A 15,030-nucleotide genomic window follows, 5' to 3' on the forward strand; every position below is an offset into this window, starting at 1 on the left:
CGGACAGGGGCTGGAATCGCGGCATCCGGCAGCCATGATCCAGCCCGAACAGCGCCGCGCGGCGCTGTTGGCGCCAGTGCAGTGCATCGGATGGATTGAATGGGGCTTGGGATGGACACGGAAAGATTCGATTTGTCGTGAACCACGGCATCGGGGCCGGGTCGTGCGGGGCATTCTGTTCGTTCAGACTTTGAGCTTGCTGTTCCTGCGACTTGCCGGCCGGCCATGCTGGCCCGGCAAGCCCGGGGTTGCGGACTGCAGCGCTGACCAGGGGCCATGCCCGTCGGTGGGACAGCCTGTAGGCTGTACGGATGCCGAACTAAAATGCCAAATCTCAACGGCGTGAATGGTGCGGGTGATTCACGCCTTTAGGCATCTAGACGAACATTTTTCCACGCGGTCGGCCTCAACTAGCACGCGCTTCGCATCCCGATTATATGCACCCTCCAAGTTCAGCAGCCGCCACCGTGCTCCCAGTGGGCGAATCCGGCGCCGGCCAGCGCCTGGACAACTTTCTCGCGCGCGTCCTCAAAGGCGTTCCCCGCAGCCACATTTACCGTATCGTGCGCTCGGGCGAGGTGCGGGTGAACGGGGCGCGGGCGGAGGCATCGCAAAAATTGGCTGGCTCCGATCAGGTCCGCGTGCCGCCGGTGCGCACGTCGCAAGCTCCGCCCGCCGCGCCGGCGCGGCAATACCCCATCGTTCATGAGGATGCCTGGCTGCTGGCCATCAACAAGCCCGCGGGCGTGGCGGTGCATGGGGGGTCGGGCCTGAGCTTCGGCGTGATCGAGTCCCTGCGTGCAGCCGGGCAGGACCGTTTTCTCGAGTTGGTGCATCGGTTGGATCGCGACACCTCCGGCGTGCTGCTCCTGGCCAAGAAGCGCAGCGCCTTGACGGCCCTGCACGCCAGCCTGCGCGAGCGCGAGGCGGACAAGCGCTATTTCGCCTTGGTCGCCGGCTTGTGGCAGGGGGGTGCGTTGACGGTCGACAAGCCCTTGCATAAGTACCTCACAGCCTCGGGCGAACGCAGGGTGCGTGTTGCGACTGGCGACGATGCCCAGACGGCGCGCAGCCAATTCCGCCCCGTGCAGCGCTTCCCCTGGCCCGATGCCGCGTTGCAGGCGCAAACCGGTGTCGCAGGGCTGACGTTGGTCGAGGCGCGTATCCACACGGGGCGCACGCACCAGATCCGGGTGCATTTGCAAAGCCTGGGTTACCCGGTCGTCGGCGACGAGAAATATGGGTTCGATGCACTCAACCGGCAACTGGCGCGCGGGGATATCGCACCGGGGCTCCCTCGCAATGCGCGCATGTTTCTGCATGCTGCGCGCCTGGCCCTGAGCCACCCGCACAACGCAGAGCCGCTGGTGCTCACTGCCGACTGGCCGGCGCAGGACGGGCTCTGGCTGCAGCGCTTGCGCGATTTTTGCTCGACCCCATCGACGCCATAGCTCGACCGATGCCATCTTCCTACGGATTGATCGTGTTCGACTGGGACGGAACCCTGATGGATTCCACCGCAGTCATCACGCGCGCCATCCAGGCCGCCTGCGGTGACCTCGGCCTGCCGGTGCCCAGCGACACGGCAGCCTCCTACGTCATCGGCCTGGGGCTGGGCGACGCCTTGCGTCATGCCGCTCCAACGCTGGATCCGCGTGACTACGACCGTCTGGCGCTGGCTTATCGCCGGCATTATTTCGCGCACGATGGCGATCTCACGCTGTTTCCCGGTGTGCTCGACATGCTGCTGGCGCTCAAGGCTGCCGGCCATCGGCTCGCCGTGGCAACCGGGAAATCGCGTCAGGGCTTGAACCGGGCGCTGGAACATGCCGAGCTGCGGGATCTGTTCGACGCCACGCGCACGGCCGATGAAACCACGCCCAAACCGCATCCCGCGATGCTGCAGGAAATCATGGAACAACTGGGCGACGAACCCGACCGCACCCTGATGGTCGGCGACACGACCCACGATCTGCTCATGGCCCGCAACGCCGGGACGGCGGCGGTGGCGGTGGCCTACGGAGCGCATGAGGCGCAGGAACTGGCGCGGATGCAGCCGGTTTTTCTGGCGGATTCGGTTCCCGACTTGCAACGCTTTCTCCTTGGCGGCTGAACGAATCGTCACGTTTCAGGCGCGTCGCGCTGCTATCCTGCCCTCATCTGGCGATGCAGGCGCACCACCTTCGACACCACTGCTCATGAACGACGCGAACCCCAACGATCCGCAACGAGAACCTCACCTTGGCGAGCCGGCTGCGTCGCCTCACGCCGCATGGGAGCGCAGCGTGCTGGAGCGGCTGGTGATGGAGATCGTGAACGAGAAGCGCCGCGCGCGCCGCTGGTCCATCTTTTTCCGCCTGGCTTTTCTCGGTCTGGTTCTGGCCATTTTCGTCGGCGGGTATATGGCCGAACATGCGGGTGATCAGATCGCCGGCCCGCATACGGCGCTGGTCGAACTCAACGGGGAAATCTCGGCGTCGTCGATGGCCAGCGCCGACAACATCAATGCCTCGCTGCAGGACGCCTTCGAGGACCGTGGGACCAAGGCCGTCATCCTGCGCATCAACAGCCCAGGCGGCAGCCCGGTGCAGGCAAGCCAGATCAACGCCGAAATCTGGCGCTTGCGCGCCAAGCACAAGAACATTCCCATCTACGCCGTATGCGACGAGGTGTGCGCCTCCGCGGCCTACTACATCGCCGTGGCGGCGGACAAGATTTACGTGAATCCGGCCAGTTTGGTGGGTTCCATCGGCGTGTTGATGGATGGGTTTGGCTTCTCGGGCCTCATGGACAAGCTCGGCGTGACGCGGCGCCTGCTCACTGCCGGCGCCAACAAGGGTTTCATGGATCCCTTCTCTCCCATGCCCGAAGACCAGAAGGCCTACGCGCAGACCATGCTCAAGCAGATTCATCAGCAATTCATCGCCGCCGTCGAGAAAGGGCGCGGCAGTCGCCTGAAAATCAACGACCAAACATTTTCAGGCCTGGTCTGGACCGGCCAATCGGCCGTGCAGCAAGGCTTGGCCGACGGCTACGGCGATACGGACACCGTGGCGCGCGATGTGGTCCACGAGAAGAACCTGGTGGATTACACGCGCCACGAGAACGTGGTCGATCGCCTGGCCAAGCGTTTTGGCGCCTCACTCGGCATGGGTGCGGTGCATGAAATGCTGCGCGGCAGCGTCTGGTCGCTGCGCTGAATCGCGGGTTTCCGGGCCTGCTGCGCAGGCCTCGGCCTGGTCAGCGATGCATGCGTCCTGCGCCGCAAGGGTGCGCGATTCTCAGCTGGCCAAGATCTCAACTGGCCAAGAAGCCGAAGATGCACGGAATTTTCTCGAGCGCGTTCGGGTTCGCCTCGCGCCATTGCGCCACGCTGCGCGTGTGCACGGCGGCATGGGGGGACGTGAGATTGCTGGCCACCGTCAGCCGGGTCGATGGCTTTAGGGTTTTGACCAGGGCCTGCAGCACCGCGGTATTGCGATAGGGCGTTTCGATGAACAGTTGGGTTTGCCGGCGCTGGGCGCTTTCGCGTTCGAGCAGGCGGATCTGCCCGTCCCGCGCTTCGGCCTCGACGGGCAGATAGCCATGAAAGGCGAAGCGCTGGCCATCGAGGCCGCTGGCCATGAGTCCGAGCAGCAGGGCGCTGGGCCCCACCAGAGGCACCACGGGTATTCCCAGTTCGTGCGCGTGGGCCACCACCAGGGCGCCAGGGTCTGCGACGCAGGGCGCGCCGGCCTCGGACATCAGTCCCATGTCGGCACCGTCCAGGCAGGGCTGGAGCATGGCGCGCAGCGCCGCAGCGTCAAGCCGCCCGTGTTTGGGCAGCACGGCCATGCCATGCTGTTGCAGCGGCACGCGCAGCGGTTGTACGGCATGCACCGCACCGAGAAAGGCGCGGGCCGTCTTCGCGTTCTCCACGATCCAGTGTTCCAAGCCGGCGGCGGCGGCAATGCTCGCTCGCGGCAGTACGCTGTCCAGCGGCGTTTCGGCCACGTCGGCCAAAGGTGTGGGGACAAGCAGCAGTCGGCCTGCCCTGGTCGCTGGGGTCGGCATCAGGCCGCCTGACCCAACAGGGGGTAGCCGCCGGCCAGCAGCAGGTCGCACAGGGCGATGAGCGGCAGCCCAACGAGGGCGGTGGGGTCGTCGCTGCTGATGGCCTCCAGCAGCGCGATGCCCAGCCCTTCGGATTTGGCGCTTCCGGCACAGTCGTAGGGCTGCTCGGCACGCAGATAGTTTTCGATCCGGGCATCGCTCAATTCGCGCATGCGAACCGTGGTGGGAACCTCGCGTCGCTGCATGCGGCCGTCGGGCGTGATCAGCGCCAGGGCGGTGTGAAATAAGGATGTGCGTCCTCGCAGCAAACGCAATTGCGAAACGGCCGCCGCATGATTTCCGGGTTTGCCGAGGATGTGCCCATCGCAGGCGCAGACCTGGTCCGAGCCGATGACCCAGGTGCCCGGCATGTCCGCGGCAACGGCCTGCGCCTTGGCCGCTGCCAACCGCAAGGCCAGGTCGCGGGGTGCCTCGCCTGGTTGCGGGGTCTCGTCGGTCTGGGGGCTGCGAACCGTGAACGGCAGGCGCAGGCGCTCGAGCAGTGCGCGCCGGTAGGTCGAGGTCGAGGCCAGGACGAGGGTCGGCTGCACCGCCGTCTCGCCGGAAATCGAATCAGGCATGCTCAGGCTTTTTCAAAAAAGCGGCCTTCGATCCAGGCGCCGATGAGTATCCCGCCGATGACGTACAAGAGTGGCCAGTTGCCCACTCCGAGACCGGCAATTGCCGGCCCCGGGCAGACGCCGCTCAGCCCCCAGCCGATGCCGAACATGGCCGCGCCAATGATGACGCGGCTGTTCAGCGGTGAAGGGTGCACGCCGAATCCCAGGCCGAACACAGGGGTTCTCATCAGTTTGGGAATGAAGCGGTAGGCCAGCGCGACGACACCTGCCGCACCGCCCATCACCAGCAACAGCCCCATGTTCTGCAGCAGCAGGAACTCAATGATGGCTTCGGGCTTGACCATGGTGGACCATGCCAGGCCAAAGCCGAACAAACCCCCGGCCAGGAGCGATGAGAGCAGGACGGGAACGGGATGAACGCGTTTCATCATCTCAGAATCCCCCGAGCGCGCGCACCAGGTGCGCAGTGCCGATGGCCGTGGCCAGGAAGGTGATGACGGCAAGCAGCGATGGAAATTGCAGGGAGCCAAGTCCGCAGATGCCGTGGCCCGACGTGCAACCTCCGCCCATGCGCGCGCCGAAGCCGCCGATGATGCCTCCCACCAGCAATTGCCAAGCCGGGACGTGCGTGACGAAACCTTCGCCGTGGTTCACCAGCAGCGTGAAGGCAACGGCGCCAAGGACCATGCCGAGTGCGTAGGTCAGGCGCCAGTTACGCGTGGACACGAATTTGTCGTGTTGGAAATGCGGCCATCGACTCACGTAGGACCACACCGCGCTGTAGGCCGTGCTCACGCCGCCGATGAATCCGGTCAGCAGGAAAAGCAGGCTCACGCCCAAACCGATGGCAATCCCACCGCCTAGAAAATGCATCCATCCCGTCGGGAATACGTGCGCAACCCAATTCATGCTCTTACTGTCCTCTGTGTCGTGACTTGTTGTGTAAGCGTTGCGTTGCAGGGCATTTCGTCATGGCCGCCGCCGCTGGCGCAAAACTTTCAGAGTTGAAGTTTAGGAGTATCGCGGCAACATACTCGTAAGCGAAGGTATGTCGAATTACACTGGCCTCATGATGGAAAACACGCCAGCGCAGTCGGAACCCTCTTCGGCACTGCGCCTGAATCTGCGCACCCTTGCACAAGAGCAGGGCGTCGTCGAGGGGCGCCTGGCCCTGAACGAGTTGCCGCGCCTGGAATCATTTCTGGCGGGCGCCCCGGAGTCGTCGTATGTCGACTGGCGCCTGCGCGGGTTTATGCGCAACCAGGCGGGTGGCCAGCCTCAACCCATGGTCGAGTTGCAGATACAGGCCGAATTGCCCATGTTGTGCCAGCGCTGCCTGCAGCCGGCCATGCAAAAAATCCTGGATGTCGCTTTATTCCGCCTGGTCGAGGATGAGCCGGAGTTGACCCTCGAAGAACTCGAGGCCGAAGACGAGGCCCTTTGTCTGCAAGGCTTGACCGATGCGCGCGCCCTGGTGGAAGACCAGGTTCTCCTGGCGCTGCCGTTGGTGCCGATGCATGATGCCTGCCCGCAGCCCATCGTCGCCGAGGGCCTGTGGAACGAGCCGGCAGCGATGCGGGAGCGGCCATCCCCCTTCGCCGTCCTGGCCAAGCTGAAGAAGCCGGGGTAAGTCGGTCAGTACGGGTTCTTGCAAGTGTACAATCGCTGGATTTTTCGCACGGGGTAGCACTATGGCCGTCCAGCAAAACAAGAAATCGCCGTCCAAGCGCGGCATGCATCGTTCGCACCAGCATCTCGGGCAACCCCCGGTGGCCCTCGAGCCCACCACGGGCGAGGTGCATTTGCGTCACCATATCAGCCCGAACGGTTTTTACCGTGGCCGCAAGGTCGTCAAGACCAAGTCCGACGAGTGATGCGCCGTTCCAGCGGTGCTTGCCGTGTGGTCTGAGCTGAGTCGACGGGCTCGTTTGAGCCATGTCGCAGTCTAAGATCTGTTCCCGAATTGCACGTCGCTCATGACCGCTAGCTTGGCCGTCGATGTGATGGGTGGCGACCTCGGGCCATCCGCCACCTTGCCAGCTTGCCGCGCCTTGCTCGACGGCCATGCGCAATGTCGCGTGTTGCTGGTCGGTCAGCCCGAGGTCATGCAACCGGGCTTGGACCTCCATGGTCTGTCCGGACATCCACGCGTGGAGATCGTTCCCGCGTCCGAGGTCGTCACCATGGATGACTCGGTCGAGATCGCCCTGCGCCGCAAGAAGGATTCGTCCATGCGGCGCGCCATCGAACTGGTGAAGGACGGCAAGGCCGATGCCTGCGTGTCTTCCGGCAACACCGGCGCCCTCATGGCCGTGGCGCGCTACGTGCTCAAGACGCTTCCCGGGATAGATCGCCCGGCCATCGCCACCTATCTTCCCAATATCACGGGCAGCGGCACCTTGATGTTGGACCTGGGCGCCAATGTGGACTGCCTGGCAGAGCACTTGCTGCAGTTCGCCGTGATGGGCACGGCATTCGCAGCGGCCGGCGGGCATGCGAATCCAAGGGTCGGGCTTCTCAATATCGGCGAAGAGATCATCAAGGGCAACGAGATGATCAAGCAGGCGGGCGAGCTACTGCGCCAGGCGCATGTCGAAGGACGATTGAATTTCCTCGGCAATGTCGAGGGTAACGACATCTTCAAGGGCACGGCGGACATCGTTGTGTGCGACGGGTTTGTCGGCAATGTTGCGCTCAAGACGTCGGAAGGGCTGGCGCAGATGCTCTCCGGCATGATCCGCCAGGAGTTCACGCGAGGGCCCCTGTCCCGGCTCATGGCGCTGGCGGCTTTGCCCGTGCTCAGGCGCTTTCGCCGCCGCGTGGATCACCGTCGCTACAACGGCGCTGCGCTGCTGGGTTTGCGCGGCCTGGTGTTCAAAAGCCATGGTTCGGCCGATGCCTTCGCGTTCCAGCAAGCGATGGAACGCGCGCATGAGGCTGCGGAGGGGCGGGTCGTCCAGGAAATCGAGCGCATTCTGGCGGCGCTGCATACGCACCGCCCACGGCCTTCGTCGCAGCAGTCGATGGCAGGTTGATACTGGCCGTCACCATAGAAACGGAACGCTCGGCTTGGTCCGCTGCGCTCCCTACCTGATCTCGAGTTCATACCAACACAACCGATTTCATGTCGCGCTATTCCCGCATCATCGGCACCGGCAGCCACCTTCCGTCCAACCGCGTCAGCAACGACCAACTCGCTCAGCAACTGGCGCGCGACGGCATCGAAACCAGTGATGCTTGGATTGTCGAGCGCACGGGCATCCGCTTCCGCCATTTCGCCGACCCAGCCACATCCAGCGTCGATCTGGGTGAACAGGCGGCACGCCGGGCGATCGATGCCGCCGGGCTTTCTCCGCAGGATATCGATCTGATCATCGTCGCCACATCGACCCCGGACATGATCTTCCCGTCCAATGCGGCCCTCATTCAGGGCCGGCTTGGCGCGGTTGGCGGCGCGGCGTTCGACGTGCAGGCCGTGTGCGCCGGATTTGTTTACGCACTGACCGTGGCTGACCAGTTCGTGCGCTGCGGCATGGCGCGCAATGCGCTGGTGATCGGGACTGAGGTGTTCTCGCGGATCCTCGATTTCAAGGACCGCGCCACCTGCGTCCTATTCGGTGACGGCGCCGGGGCCGTGGTGTTGTCGGCAAGCGAAGAGCCGGGGCTTCTGGCCTCGGCCCTGCATGCCGACGGCCGCCAAGCGGGCATCCTTTGCACGCCCGGTCGTGTGGCGGGGGGGGAAGTCAGCGGTCATCCCTATCTCAAGATGGATGGTCAGGCCGTGTTCAAACAGGCCGTGCAGGTGCTTGAGCAGGTGGCGCGCGAGGTGCTGGACAAGGCCGGTCGCAAGCCCGAGGATGTCGACTGGATGGTGCCGCATCAGGCCAATATCCGCATCATGCTGCACACGGCGAAGAAGCTCGGCCTGCCCGCCGACAAGGTCGTGCAGACGGTGGATCAGCATGGCAACACTTCGGCGGCATCCATTCCGCTGGCGCTCGACGTCGCTGTTCGCTCCGGGCAAATTCGCCGTGGCGATACCGTGCTCATCGAGGCCGTCGGCGGCGGGCTGACATGGGGGGCGGCATTGCTCGAATATTGAGTTCGCCCCAGGAGTCTTCTTTGCCCTCCAAGGCATGGTTCGCTTGAGCGGATTTTTCTCTGACCCGACACGAGTCCTTTTTTTCGATGAAAACGTTCGCCTTTGTTTTTCCCGGCCAGGGGTCCCAGTCCGTTGGCATGTTGGATGCCGCCGGCGAACATCCTGCCGTGCGCCAGACGCTGCAGGAAGCCAGCGACGTCTTGCATCAGGACATGGCCAAGCTCATTGCCCAGGGCCCGGCGGAGTCACTCAACCTCACCGCCAACACCCAGCCCGTGATGCTGACCGCGGGCGTGGCCCTGTGGCGTCTGTGGCTGGATGAGGGTGGGGGCAAGCCGCAGTGCATGGCCGGGCACAGCCTGGGTGAATACACGGCGCTCGTGGCGGCCGGGGCCATCGATTTCGCGGAGGCCTTGCCCCTCGTGTGCTTCCGTGCCCAGGTCATGCAGGAGGCGGTCGCTGCCGGCCGCGGCGGAATGGCCGCCATACTCGGCCTGGACGATGCCCTTGTGCGCGAGATCTGCGCCGAGGCCAGCGCGCAAAGCCGTGAAGTCGTCGAGGCCGTCAATTTCAACGCTCCGGGGCAAGTCGTGATCGCCGGCACCAAGACGGCTGTCGAGCTGGCCTGTGAACTGCTCAAGGCGCGTGGCGCCAAGCGCGCGCTGCTGCTCCCCGTGTCGGCGCCGTTTCATAGCAGCCTGCTCAAGCCCGCGGCTGAGCGGCTCGCGCAATATCTGCGGCAAGTCCCGGTCCGCAGCCCAGAGATCCCGGTGCTGCACAACGTGGATGTGTCGACCCATGCGCAGCCCCAGGAGATCCGCGCTGCGCTGGCCGCGCAGGCCAGTGGTGCGGTGCGCTGGGTGGAAACGGTACAGGCACTCGCGCATGCCGGGTGCACCGATCTTGTGGAGTGTGGGCCGGGCCGGGTTCTGGCTGGCCTGACACGGCGCATTGTTCCGGGGCTCGGCAGCCACGCACTGGTCGACGTCGCGAGTGCCCACACCATCAAGGAGGCTTTGGCATGAATACTTCCTCAACGTCCTCAACGCCTCTCGCGGGGCAGGTCGCACTGGTGACCGGGGCCACGCGCGGCATCGGCCAGGCTATTGCCGCCGAACTTCAGGCACAGGGGGCCTATGTCGTCGGGACGGCCACGAGCGAAAGCGGAGCCCAGCGCATTGGCGAGGCCTTGGGGGCGGGCGGCGAGGGCGTGGTGCTCGACGTCACCCATGCCCCGTCCAGCGACGCGCTGATCGAACGCATCGTGCGCGAGAAGGGCGGTTTGCACATTCTGGTCAATAATGCCGGCATAACCCGGGACATGCTGTCGATGCGCATGAAGGATGAGGACTGGGCTGCAGTGATCGACACCAATCTGAGCGCTGTGTTTCGCCTTTCGCGCGCTGCGATCCGGCCCATGATGAAGCAACGCGCGGGACGCATCATCAACATCACGTCGGTGGTGGGGGCGTCGGGAAACCCGGGGCAGGCGAACTATGCTGCATCCAAGGCCGGCGTGGCCGGCATGACGCGTGCATTGGCGCAGGAACTGGGGAGTCGCAACATCACGGTGAATTGCATCGCCCCCGGATTCATCGACACCGACATGACGCGAGCGCTCGGCGAGGCCGCGTCGCAGTCGTTGCTGGCCCGCATTCCTCTGGGCAGGCTCGGCAGCCCGGAGGACATCGCCCACGCGGTCGGTTTTCTCGCCAGTCCCGGCGCTGGATACATCACCGGCGTGGAATTGCATGTGAACGGCGGCATGTACATGACCTAACCCCCCGGATTGTCCGTATCCGGATTGCTAGAATTCGAGTGCTTTTTTTCTGGAGAATTACATGAGTGATATCGAGCAGCGCGTCAAAAAAATTATTGCTGAACAACTGGGGGTGGCCGAAGATCAAGTCACGAATGAGAAATCCTTCGTCAACGATCTTGGCGCTGACTCCCTGGATACCGTCGAACTGGTGATGGCGCTCGAGGATGAGTTCGGCATCGAAATTCCCGACGAAGACGCCGAGAAGATCACGACGGTCCAGCTTGCCGTGGATTACGCCAAGCAACACCACAAAGCCTGAGCCTTTGTCCTGGCTTTGCAATCTCGAAAATCTGCGAGCCACGCGTCCATCAGGTCGTCGCGTCGCCGTCTGAGCTCCGGCCAGGCTGCGGCATACCGATGTCGTTTCAGCATGTTCCCCTCGGCCTTACGTCCCCGTTTCCTATGAGTCTTCGCCGTCGAATCGCCATCACCGGCCTGGGTGCCATCTCTCCCGTTGGCAACTCGGTCGAGGTGGCCTGGAGCAACCTGGTCGCCGGCAAATCAGGCATCGGACGCATCACCAAGTTCGATGCCTCGACCTTTACCGCGCAGATCGCCGGGGAGGTGCGCGACTTTGACATCGGTGAATACATACCGATCAAGGAAGCTCGCCATATGGATACATTCATCCATTACGGCATGGCCGCTTCGATCCAAGCGGTGCGCGACAGCGGCCTGGCTGAGGCTGGCATGGATCCCGAGCGCATCGGTGTCATGGTGGGCTCGGGTATCGGCGGCTTGCCGATGATCGAAGAGACCTACCAGGATTTCATGGATCGCGGCGCGCGGCGCATTTCGCCGTTTTTCGTGCCGGCGTCGATCATCAACATGATTTCGGGTCACTTGTCCATCAAGTATGGCTTCAAGGGGCCGAACCTTTCCGTCGTCACGGCCTGTACCACGGGCCTGCACGCCATCGGCCTTGCCGCACGCTTGATCGAGGGTGGGGATGCGGACGCCATGGTCGCGGGCGGTGCCGAGGCGACGGTCTGCCCGTTGGGTGTCGGCGGTTTCGCTTCCGCGCGCGCGCTGTCTACCCGCAACGACGACCCGGCTTGCGCAAGCCGGCCCTGGGACAAGGACCGCGATGGTTTCGTGCTGGGCGAGGGCGCCGGAATCATGGTGCTGGAGGCGTGGGACCATGCGGTCAAGCGCGGCGCCAAGATTTATGCCGAACTCGTCGGTTTCGGCATGAGCGGCGATGCCCACCATATCACGGCACCCAATGTCGATGGGCCGCGCCTGTGCATGCTGGCTGCGCTGCGCAATGCCGGGATCGCGCCTGACCAGGTGCAGTACCTCAACGCCCATGGCACGTCGACCCCGTTGGGCGACAAGAACGAGACCGACGCCATCAAGGCGGCTTTCGGCGACCATGCGCACAAGCTCGTGGTCAACTCGACCAAGTCCATGACTGGTCACTTGCTGGGCGGAGCCGGAGGGCTCGAGTCGGTGTTTACCGTGCTTGCCCTTCATCACCAGATCTCCCCTCCGACGATCAATCTGCAGACACCCGATCCGGAATGCGATCTGGACTATTGCGCCAACACGGCGCGCGATCTTCCCATCGAATACGCGTTGAAGAATAATTTCGGATTCGGCGGCACCAACGGTTCGCTGGTGTTCCGCCGCGTCTGAAGCTTTCCACATCAGTGTCATGAAGGCGATTGCGCAATTCCAACTGCATGTCGACCGTTTCGCGCGCTGGCATGCGCTGCTGGCGGGCTTCGACGTGGCCGTTGCGCTTGCCGCCGCATGGAACGTGTGGCAATGGCGTGGGCAAGACGAGGCGGCCGTGATGGGCGGCTTGTCCTTGGCGGTCTTTTTGCTGGTGTTGGCCGCCCAGTACCCCTATTGGAGAATCCGCGCTTTCACGCTCATCCACAGCGCAGCGGGCTGGAAGGTTCTGCAGGGTCAGCAACAGCAGGACCTTGTCGAGGTCCGTGGCTTAACCCTTCCTGGGCAGCTCGTGGTGCTCGCACTGAGCACCAAAGGCCGACTCGTGCTCCCGGTCTCCTCCGATATTTCCCCGACCGCCTGGAGAGAGTTACGGACTCGCCTGGCGCTGTGACAGCCCACGTGGAGCCGACGTCGGATCAGCTGCTGGTCCTGAGGGTTCAGTCCGGGGACCAGAAGGCTTTCGAGTTGCTGGTCGCGAAGTATCAGCGCCGTATCTTCAGGCTGATTTCCCGCTTTGTTCGGGATGCGGCCCTCGCCGAAGACGTCGCGCAGGAAACCTTCCTGCGCGCCTATCGCGCCATCGGCCAATTCCGCGGCGATAGCCAGTTCTACACCTGGCTCTACCGCATTGCGGTGAATACCGCCAAAAAATCGCTTTCCGATAGCGCACGCGATCCCGTCATTCGCGAATCGTCGACCATTTCCGAGGATGGGGAAACTTTTGTTTCAGGTGAGCAACTAACGGACATGGAAACACCGGAGGCTGTTTTGGCCAGCCGGGAGATTGCAAGAACCGTGAATGCCGCGATGGAGGCCTTGCCTGAGGACTTGCGCACCGCGATCGCTTTGCGCGAAATCGAGGGGATGAGCTATGAGGACATCGCCCAGGCGATGAATTGCCCTGTTGGAACGGTGCGTTCACGCATTTTCAGGGCGCGCGAAGCGATTGCCCGGCAACTACGCCCTTTGTTGGGCACCAAGTCGGGCGAGCGCTGGTGAAGCAGTGGCCACTGTTGGAGAGGTGTGATGGAGCAATCGGACATGAATGAGCTCACGATGCCGGCGCGAATTTCCGCGCTGATGGATGGCGAGCCAGAGACCGCTGGAGTGGTGCCGAGTTCGGTTGCTGCCGACGTCGCCTTGCGTGAGTTGTCTAACGATGCGTCGGCGCGTGAAATCTGGCTTCAGTACCATCAAATCGGCGATTTGCTGAGATCGTCCGAGTTGACACCGCTGCCGGGAGAGCGCCAGTTCCTGCAGCGCTTTTCCGAGCGGCTCAGCCTTGAAGCCGTGCAACTGGCTCCAGTCGCGCTACGGGCCGAGTCGGCTGCCAAGCCGCCGCGGTCGCGCTGGAGTGTCGCGAGTTTGACGGCGGCAAGTGTCGCCGCCATCGCGCTCGTGAGCTTCTCAACCTTGCCGTCTCGGCATGCGCTGGACGGCACGGCATCATTCTCAGCGCAGCTGCCGCAAGGTGTCTTGACGAGCCCGGCGGCGCCGCAGCGCGTGGCCCAGAACCTGACGTCTGCCGCGTCGGCGCAGATGACGGGCGCCGCGAGTGCTGGTGGTCAGGCTGTCGGAGCTTGGAGCCAATACTTGATGGCGCATCAGCAATTGGCAGGCGGTGTGCTGCCGTATACCCCTGCCGACATTCATGAAGCTGATCTCCGTGTCGCCGCTTCGCGTTAATCGACGGCCGCGTGTCTTGCGCAGCGGCATCCATCTCGCGGTCTTGTTCAGCCTGCTATGCCTGCTCCCGGGCCCGAGTTGGGCCGGGGATGCCGTGGTCACGGCTTCCCAAGCCGGCGCCGGGGCGCCTGTGCCGACCGGCGCGGATTTGCAGGACTGGCTCCAGCGCATCAGCCGAGCGGCAAAAGAGCGTAGCTACAGCGGCACCTTCGTCGTGCAGTCGGGGGGGCGCATCGTCACCTCGACCATCGACCACTATGTGGAGCCGGGCAGCATGCTTGAGCGCGTGGAGACCCTGGATGGGGAGCGCCGGATTATGGTCTGCCACAACGATCAGACACGCACCATCCTGCCTGATGCGCGTCTGATCGTGGTCGAGGATCTTCATGCCGATTTCAGTTTTCCGCGCATGCTCAAGGCGCCGCATGCGGACGTCTCCGCCTTCTACACGATGAAACGGGAGGGGCATGAACGCTGCGCCGGCTATGTTTGTGACATCACGCGCATCAAGCCGAACGATGATTTGCGCTATGGCTATCGGCTCTGGACCGAGCGAGGTTCCGGTTTGCTGGTCAAGGCGCAGACCCTGGATGCTCAGGGCAAGGTGCTCGATCAAGTCGCGTTCACGCAATTGAACCTGAACCCCAAGCCGAGGCCGAACCTGGTGACGCAGGCATTGCAAGGCACCGAGGGCTATCAGGTCGAGCACATGCGTGCCAGTCCCACCAGCGCCCGGGCGCAGGGATGGACCTTGGCCAAGCCCGTTCCCGGTTTCGAGTCGGTCGGAACCTATCAGCGTCGGCTGGTTCTGCGCGGCAAGCCGGTCGAAGTGACGCAATGGCTGTTCAGCGATGGGCTTGCATCGGTTTCGCTGTTTGCTGGGCCAACGACTGATTCACAACGCCAGGGGGCAAGCCTGCACATGGGCGACACCAATGCCTTGCTGGATCGCAAGGGGAGCTGGTCGGTCATTGTGGTGGGCGCGGTGCCCGACAAAACCCTTCATCTCTTTGCCGATTCGCTGACCAGGCTTCATTGAGCCGCGGCTTCCTTCACAATACGTTGCA

The 15,030-nt window shown here is 63.7% G+C and carries 19 protein-coding genes; 15 read left to right on the forward strand and 4 right to left on the reverse strand.

Going from position 1 to position 15,030, the window contains the following annotated elements:
- The first annotated feature begins 437 nt into the window (after positions 1 to 437).
- From THIARS_RS10760 to THIARS_RS10770, 3 genes are all read left to right on the forward strand, one after another.
- On the forward strand, positions 438 to 1,451 hold the full coding sequence (locus tag THIARS_RS10760) for an RluA family pseudouridine synthase (RefSeq protein ID WP_094160944.1): 1,014 nt from the start codon (positions 438 to 440) through the stop codon (positions 1,449 to 1,451).
- Positions 1,452 to 1,459: 8 nt separating this feature from the next.
- Positions 1,460 to 2,113, forward strand: a complete 654-nt coding sequence (locus THIARS_RS10765; RefSeq protein ID WP_094160945.1) for an HAD family hydrolase — start codon at positions 1,460 to 1,462, stop codon at positions 2,111 to 2,113.
- An 85-nt stretch (positions 2,114 to 2,198) separates the two neighbouring features.
- Positions 2,199 to 3,200: a S49 family peptidase gene (locus tag THIARS_RS10770; RefSeq protein ID WP_094160946.1), complete on the forward strand. Its 1,002-nt coding sequence runs from the start codon at positions 2,199 to 2,201 to the stop codon at positions 3,198 to 3,200.
- A 97-nt stretch (positions 3,201 to 3,297) separates the two neighbouring features.
- On the opposite strand, the gene THIARS_RS10775 is transcribed toward THIARS_RS10770, so the two are convergent.
- Genes THIARS_RS10775 through THIARS_RS10790 form a run of 4 tightly spaced genes read right to left on the reverse strand, consistent with a single transcriptional unit; the run spans position 3,298 to position 5,633 of the window.
- Positions 3,298 to 4,053, reverse strand: coding sequence for an SAM-dependent methyltransferase (locus THIARS_RS10775; protein ID WP_094160947.1), 756 nt, complete (start codon positions 4,051 to 4,053; stop codon positions 3,298 to 3,300).
- Entirely contained in the window at positions 4,053 to 4,673 is a 621-nt protein-coding gene (locus tag THIARS_RS10780; RefSeq protein ID WP_094160948.1) for a Maf family nucleotide pyrophosphatase, read from the reverse strand. Before THIARS_RS10780 ends, THIARS_RS10775 begins: the two co-directional genes overlap by 1 nt.
- Positions 4,674 to 4,675: 2 nt before the next feature.
- Positions 4,676 to 5,104 (reverse strand): DUF6691 family protein, encoded by a 429-nt coding sequence (locus tag THIARS_RS10785; RefSeq protein ID WP_342747752.1) that lies wholly within the window; start codon positions 5,102 to 5,104, stop codon positions 4,676 to 4,678.
- A 1-nt stretch (position 5,105) separates the two neighbouring features.
- Positions 5,106 to 5,633: a YeeE/YedE family protein gene (locus tag THIARS_RS10790; RefSeq protein ID WP_425444260.1), complete on the reverse strand. Its 528-nt coding sequence runs from the start codon at positions 5,631 to 5,633 to the stop codon at positions 5,106 to 5,108.
- An 88-nt stretch (positions 5,634 to 5,721) separates the two neighbouring features.
- On the opposite strand from THIARS_RS10790, the gene THIARS_RS10795 reads away from it, so the two are divergent.
- The 12 genes from THIARS_RS10795 (at position 5,722) to THIARS_RS10850 (ending at position 15,002) form a co-directional block, all read left to right on the forward strand.
- Positions 5,722 to 6,303, forward strand: coding sequence for a YceD family protein (locus tag THIARS_RS10795; RefSeq protein WP_094160950.1), 582 nt, complete (start codon positions 5,722 to 5,724; stop codon positions 6,301 to 6,303).
- A gap of 61 nt (positions 6,304 to 6,364) precedes the next feature.
- Complete coding sequence (rpmF, locus tag THIARS_RS10800; RefSeq protein ID WP_094160951.1) at positions 6,365 to 6,547, forward strand: 50S ribosomal protein L32; 183 nt, start codon at positions 6,365 to 6,367, stop codon at positions 6,545 to 6,547.
- A 102-nt stretch (positions 6,548 to 6,649) separates the two neighbouring features.
- The gene (plsX, locus tag THIARS_RS10805) at positions 6,650 to 7,708 is read left to right on the forward strand and encodes a phosphate acyltransferase PlsX (protein ID WP_094160952.1); all 1,059 of its coding nucleotides are present in this window, start codon (positions 6,650 to 6,652) and stop codon (positions 7,706 to 7,708) included.
- An 89-nt stretch (positions 7,709 to 7,797) separates the two neighbouring features.
- Positions 7,798 to 8,775, forward strand: a complete 978-nt coding sequence (locus THIARS_RS10810; protein ID WP_094160953.1) for a beta-ketoacyl-ACP synthase III — start codon at positions 7,798 to 7,800, stop codon at positions 8,773 to 8,775.
- An 86-nt stretch (positions 8,776 to 8,861) separates the two neighbouring features.
- Positions 8,862 to 9,800: an ACP S-malonyltransferase gene (gene fabD, locus THIARS_RS10815; protein WP_094160954.1), complete on the forward strand. Its 939-nt coding sequence runs from the start codon at positions 8,862 to 8,864 to the stop codon at positions 9,798 to 9,800.
- Entirely contained in the window at positions 9,797 to 10,555 is a 759-nt protein-coding gene (gene fabG, locus THIARS_RS10820) for a 3-oxoacyl-ACP reductase FabG (protein ID WP_094160955.1), read from the forward strand. The genes fabD and fabG overlap by 4 nt, the downstream gene beginning before the upstream one ends.
- A gap of 61 nt (positions 10,556 to 10,616) precedes the next feature.
- The gene (gene acpP / locus THIARS_RS10825; RefSeq protein WP_031407857.1) at positions 10,617 to 10,856 is read left to right on the forward strand and encodes an acyl carrier protein; all 240 of its coding nucleotides are present in this window, start codon (positions 10,617 to 10,619) and stop codon (positions 10,854 to 10,856) included.
- Between the two features lie 143 nt (positions 10,857 to 10,999).
- On the forward strand, positions 11,000 to 12,235 hold the full coding sequence (gene fabF / locus THIARS_RS10830; RefSeq protein ID WP_094160956.1) for a beta-ketoacyl-ACP synthase II: 1,236 nt from the start codon (positions 11,000 to 11,002) through the stop codon (positions 12,233 to 12,235).
- Positions 12,236 to 12,254: 19 nt separating this feature from the next.
- Positions 12,255 to 12,668: a hypothetical protein gene (locus tag THIARS_RS10835; protein WP_094160957.1), complete on the forward strand. Its 414-nt coding sequence runs from the start codon at positions 12,255 to 12,257 to the stop codon at positions 12,666 to 12,668.
- An 8-nt stretch (positions 12,669 to 12,676) separates the two neighbouring features.
- Entirely contained in the window at positions 12,677 to 13,276 is a 600-nt protein-coding gene (gene rpoE, locus THIARS_RS10840; protein ID WP_094162077.1) for an RNA polymerase sigma factor RpoE, read from the forward strand.
- Between the two features lie 42 nt (positions 13,277 to 13,318).
- Positions 13,319 to 13,963 (forward strand): sigma-E factor negative regulatory protein, encoded by a 645-nt coding sequence (locus tag THIARS_RS10845; RefSeq protein ID WP_186436660.1) that lies wholly within the window; start codon positions 13,319 to 13,321, stop codon positions 13,961 to 13,963.
- On the forward strand, positions 13,929 to 15,002 hold the full coding sequence (locus tag THIARS_RS10850) for a MucB/RseB C-terminal domain-containing protein (protein WP_094160959.1): 1,074 nt from the start codon (positions 13,929 to 13,931) through the stop codon (positions 15,000 to 15,002). The genes THIARS_RS10845 and THIARS_RS10850 overlap by 35 nt, the downstream gene beginning before the upstream one ends.
- Positions 15,003 to 15,030: the final 28 nt, after the last annotated feature.

This window comes from Thiomonas delicata, assembly GCF_900088825.1.
Lineage (GTDB): Bacteria > Pseudomonadota > Gammaproteobacteria > Burkholderiales > Burkholderiaceae_C > Thiomonas_A > Thiomonas_A delicata.

What these genes read in the sequence shown, in the direction of transcription:
- THIARS_RS10795 (WP_094160950.1), top strand. Translation starts at nt 5,722, where the DNA reads ATGTCGAATTACACTGGCCTCATGATGGAAAACACGCCAGCGCAGTCG.
- THIARS_RS10770 (WP_094160946.1), top strand. Translation starts at nt 2,199, where the DNA reads ATGAACGACGCGAACCCCAACGATCCGCAACGAGAACCTCACCTTGGC.
- THIARS_RS10785 (WP_342747752.1), bottom strand. Translation starts at nt 5,104, where the DNA reads ATGATGAAACGCGTTCATCCCGTTCCCGTCCTGCTCTCATCGCTCCTG.
- THIARS_RS10810 (WP_094160953.1), top strand. Translation starts at nt 7,798, where the DNA reads ATGTCGCGCTATTCCCGCATCATCGGCACCGGCAGCCACCTTCCGTCC.
- acpP (WP_031407857.1), top strand. Translation starts at nt 10,617, where the DNA reads ATGAGTGATATCGAGCAGCGCGTCAAAAAAATTATTGCTGAACAACTG.
- fabF (WP_094160956.1), top strand. Translation starts at nt 11,000, where the DNA reads ATGAGTCTTCGCCGTCGAATCGCCATCACCGGCCTGGGTGCCATCTCT.
- THIARS_RS10835 (WP_094160957.1), top strand. Translation starts at nt 12,255, where the DNA reads ATGAAGGCGATTGCGCAATTCCAACTGCATGTCGACCGTTTCGCGCGC.
- THIARS_RS10775 (WP_094160947.1), bottom strand. Translation starts at nt 4,053, where the DNA reads ATGCCGACCCCAGCGACCAGGGCAGGCCGACTGCTGCTTGTCCCCACA.
- rpmF (WP_094160951.1), top strand. Translation starts at nt 6,365, where the DNA reads ATGGCCGTCCAGCAAAACAAGAAATCGCCGTCCAAGCGCGGCATGCAT.
- THIARS_RS10765 (WP_094160945.1), top strand. Translation starts at nt 1,460, where the DNA reads ATGCCATCTTCCTACGGATTGATCGTGTTCGACTGGGACGGAACCCTG.
- THIARS_RS10850 (WP_094160959.1), top strand. Translation starts at nt 13,929, where the DNA reads ATGAAGCTGATCTCCGTGTCGCCGCTTCGCGTTAATCGACGGCCGCGT.
- THIARS_RS10780 (WP_094160948.1), bottom strand. Translation starts at nt 4,673, where the DNA reads ATGCCTGATTCGATTTCCGGCGAGACGGCGGTGCAGCCGACCCTCGTC.
- THIARS_RS10760 (WP_094160944.1), top strand. Translation starts at nt 438, where the DNA reads ATGCACCCTCCAAGTTCAGCAGCCGCCACCGTGCTCCCAGTGGGCGAA.
- fabD (WP_094160954.1), top strand. Translation starts at nt 8,862, where the DNA reads ATGAAAACGTTCGCCTTTGTTTTTCCCGGCCAGGGGTCCCAGTCCGTT.
- plsX (WP_094160952.1), top strand. Translation starts at nt 6,650, where the DNA reads ATGACCGCTAGCTTGGCCGTCGATGTGATGGGTGGCGACCTCGGGCCA.
- THIARS_RS10845 (WP_186436660.1), top strand. Translation starts at nt 13,319, where the DNA reads ATGAATGAGCTCACGATGCCGGCGCGAATTTCCGCGCTGATGGATGGC.
- fabG (WP_094160955.1), top strand. Translation starts at nt 9,797, where the DNA reads ATGAATACTTCCTCAACGTCCTCAACGCCTCTCGCGGGGCAGGTCGCA.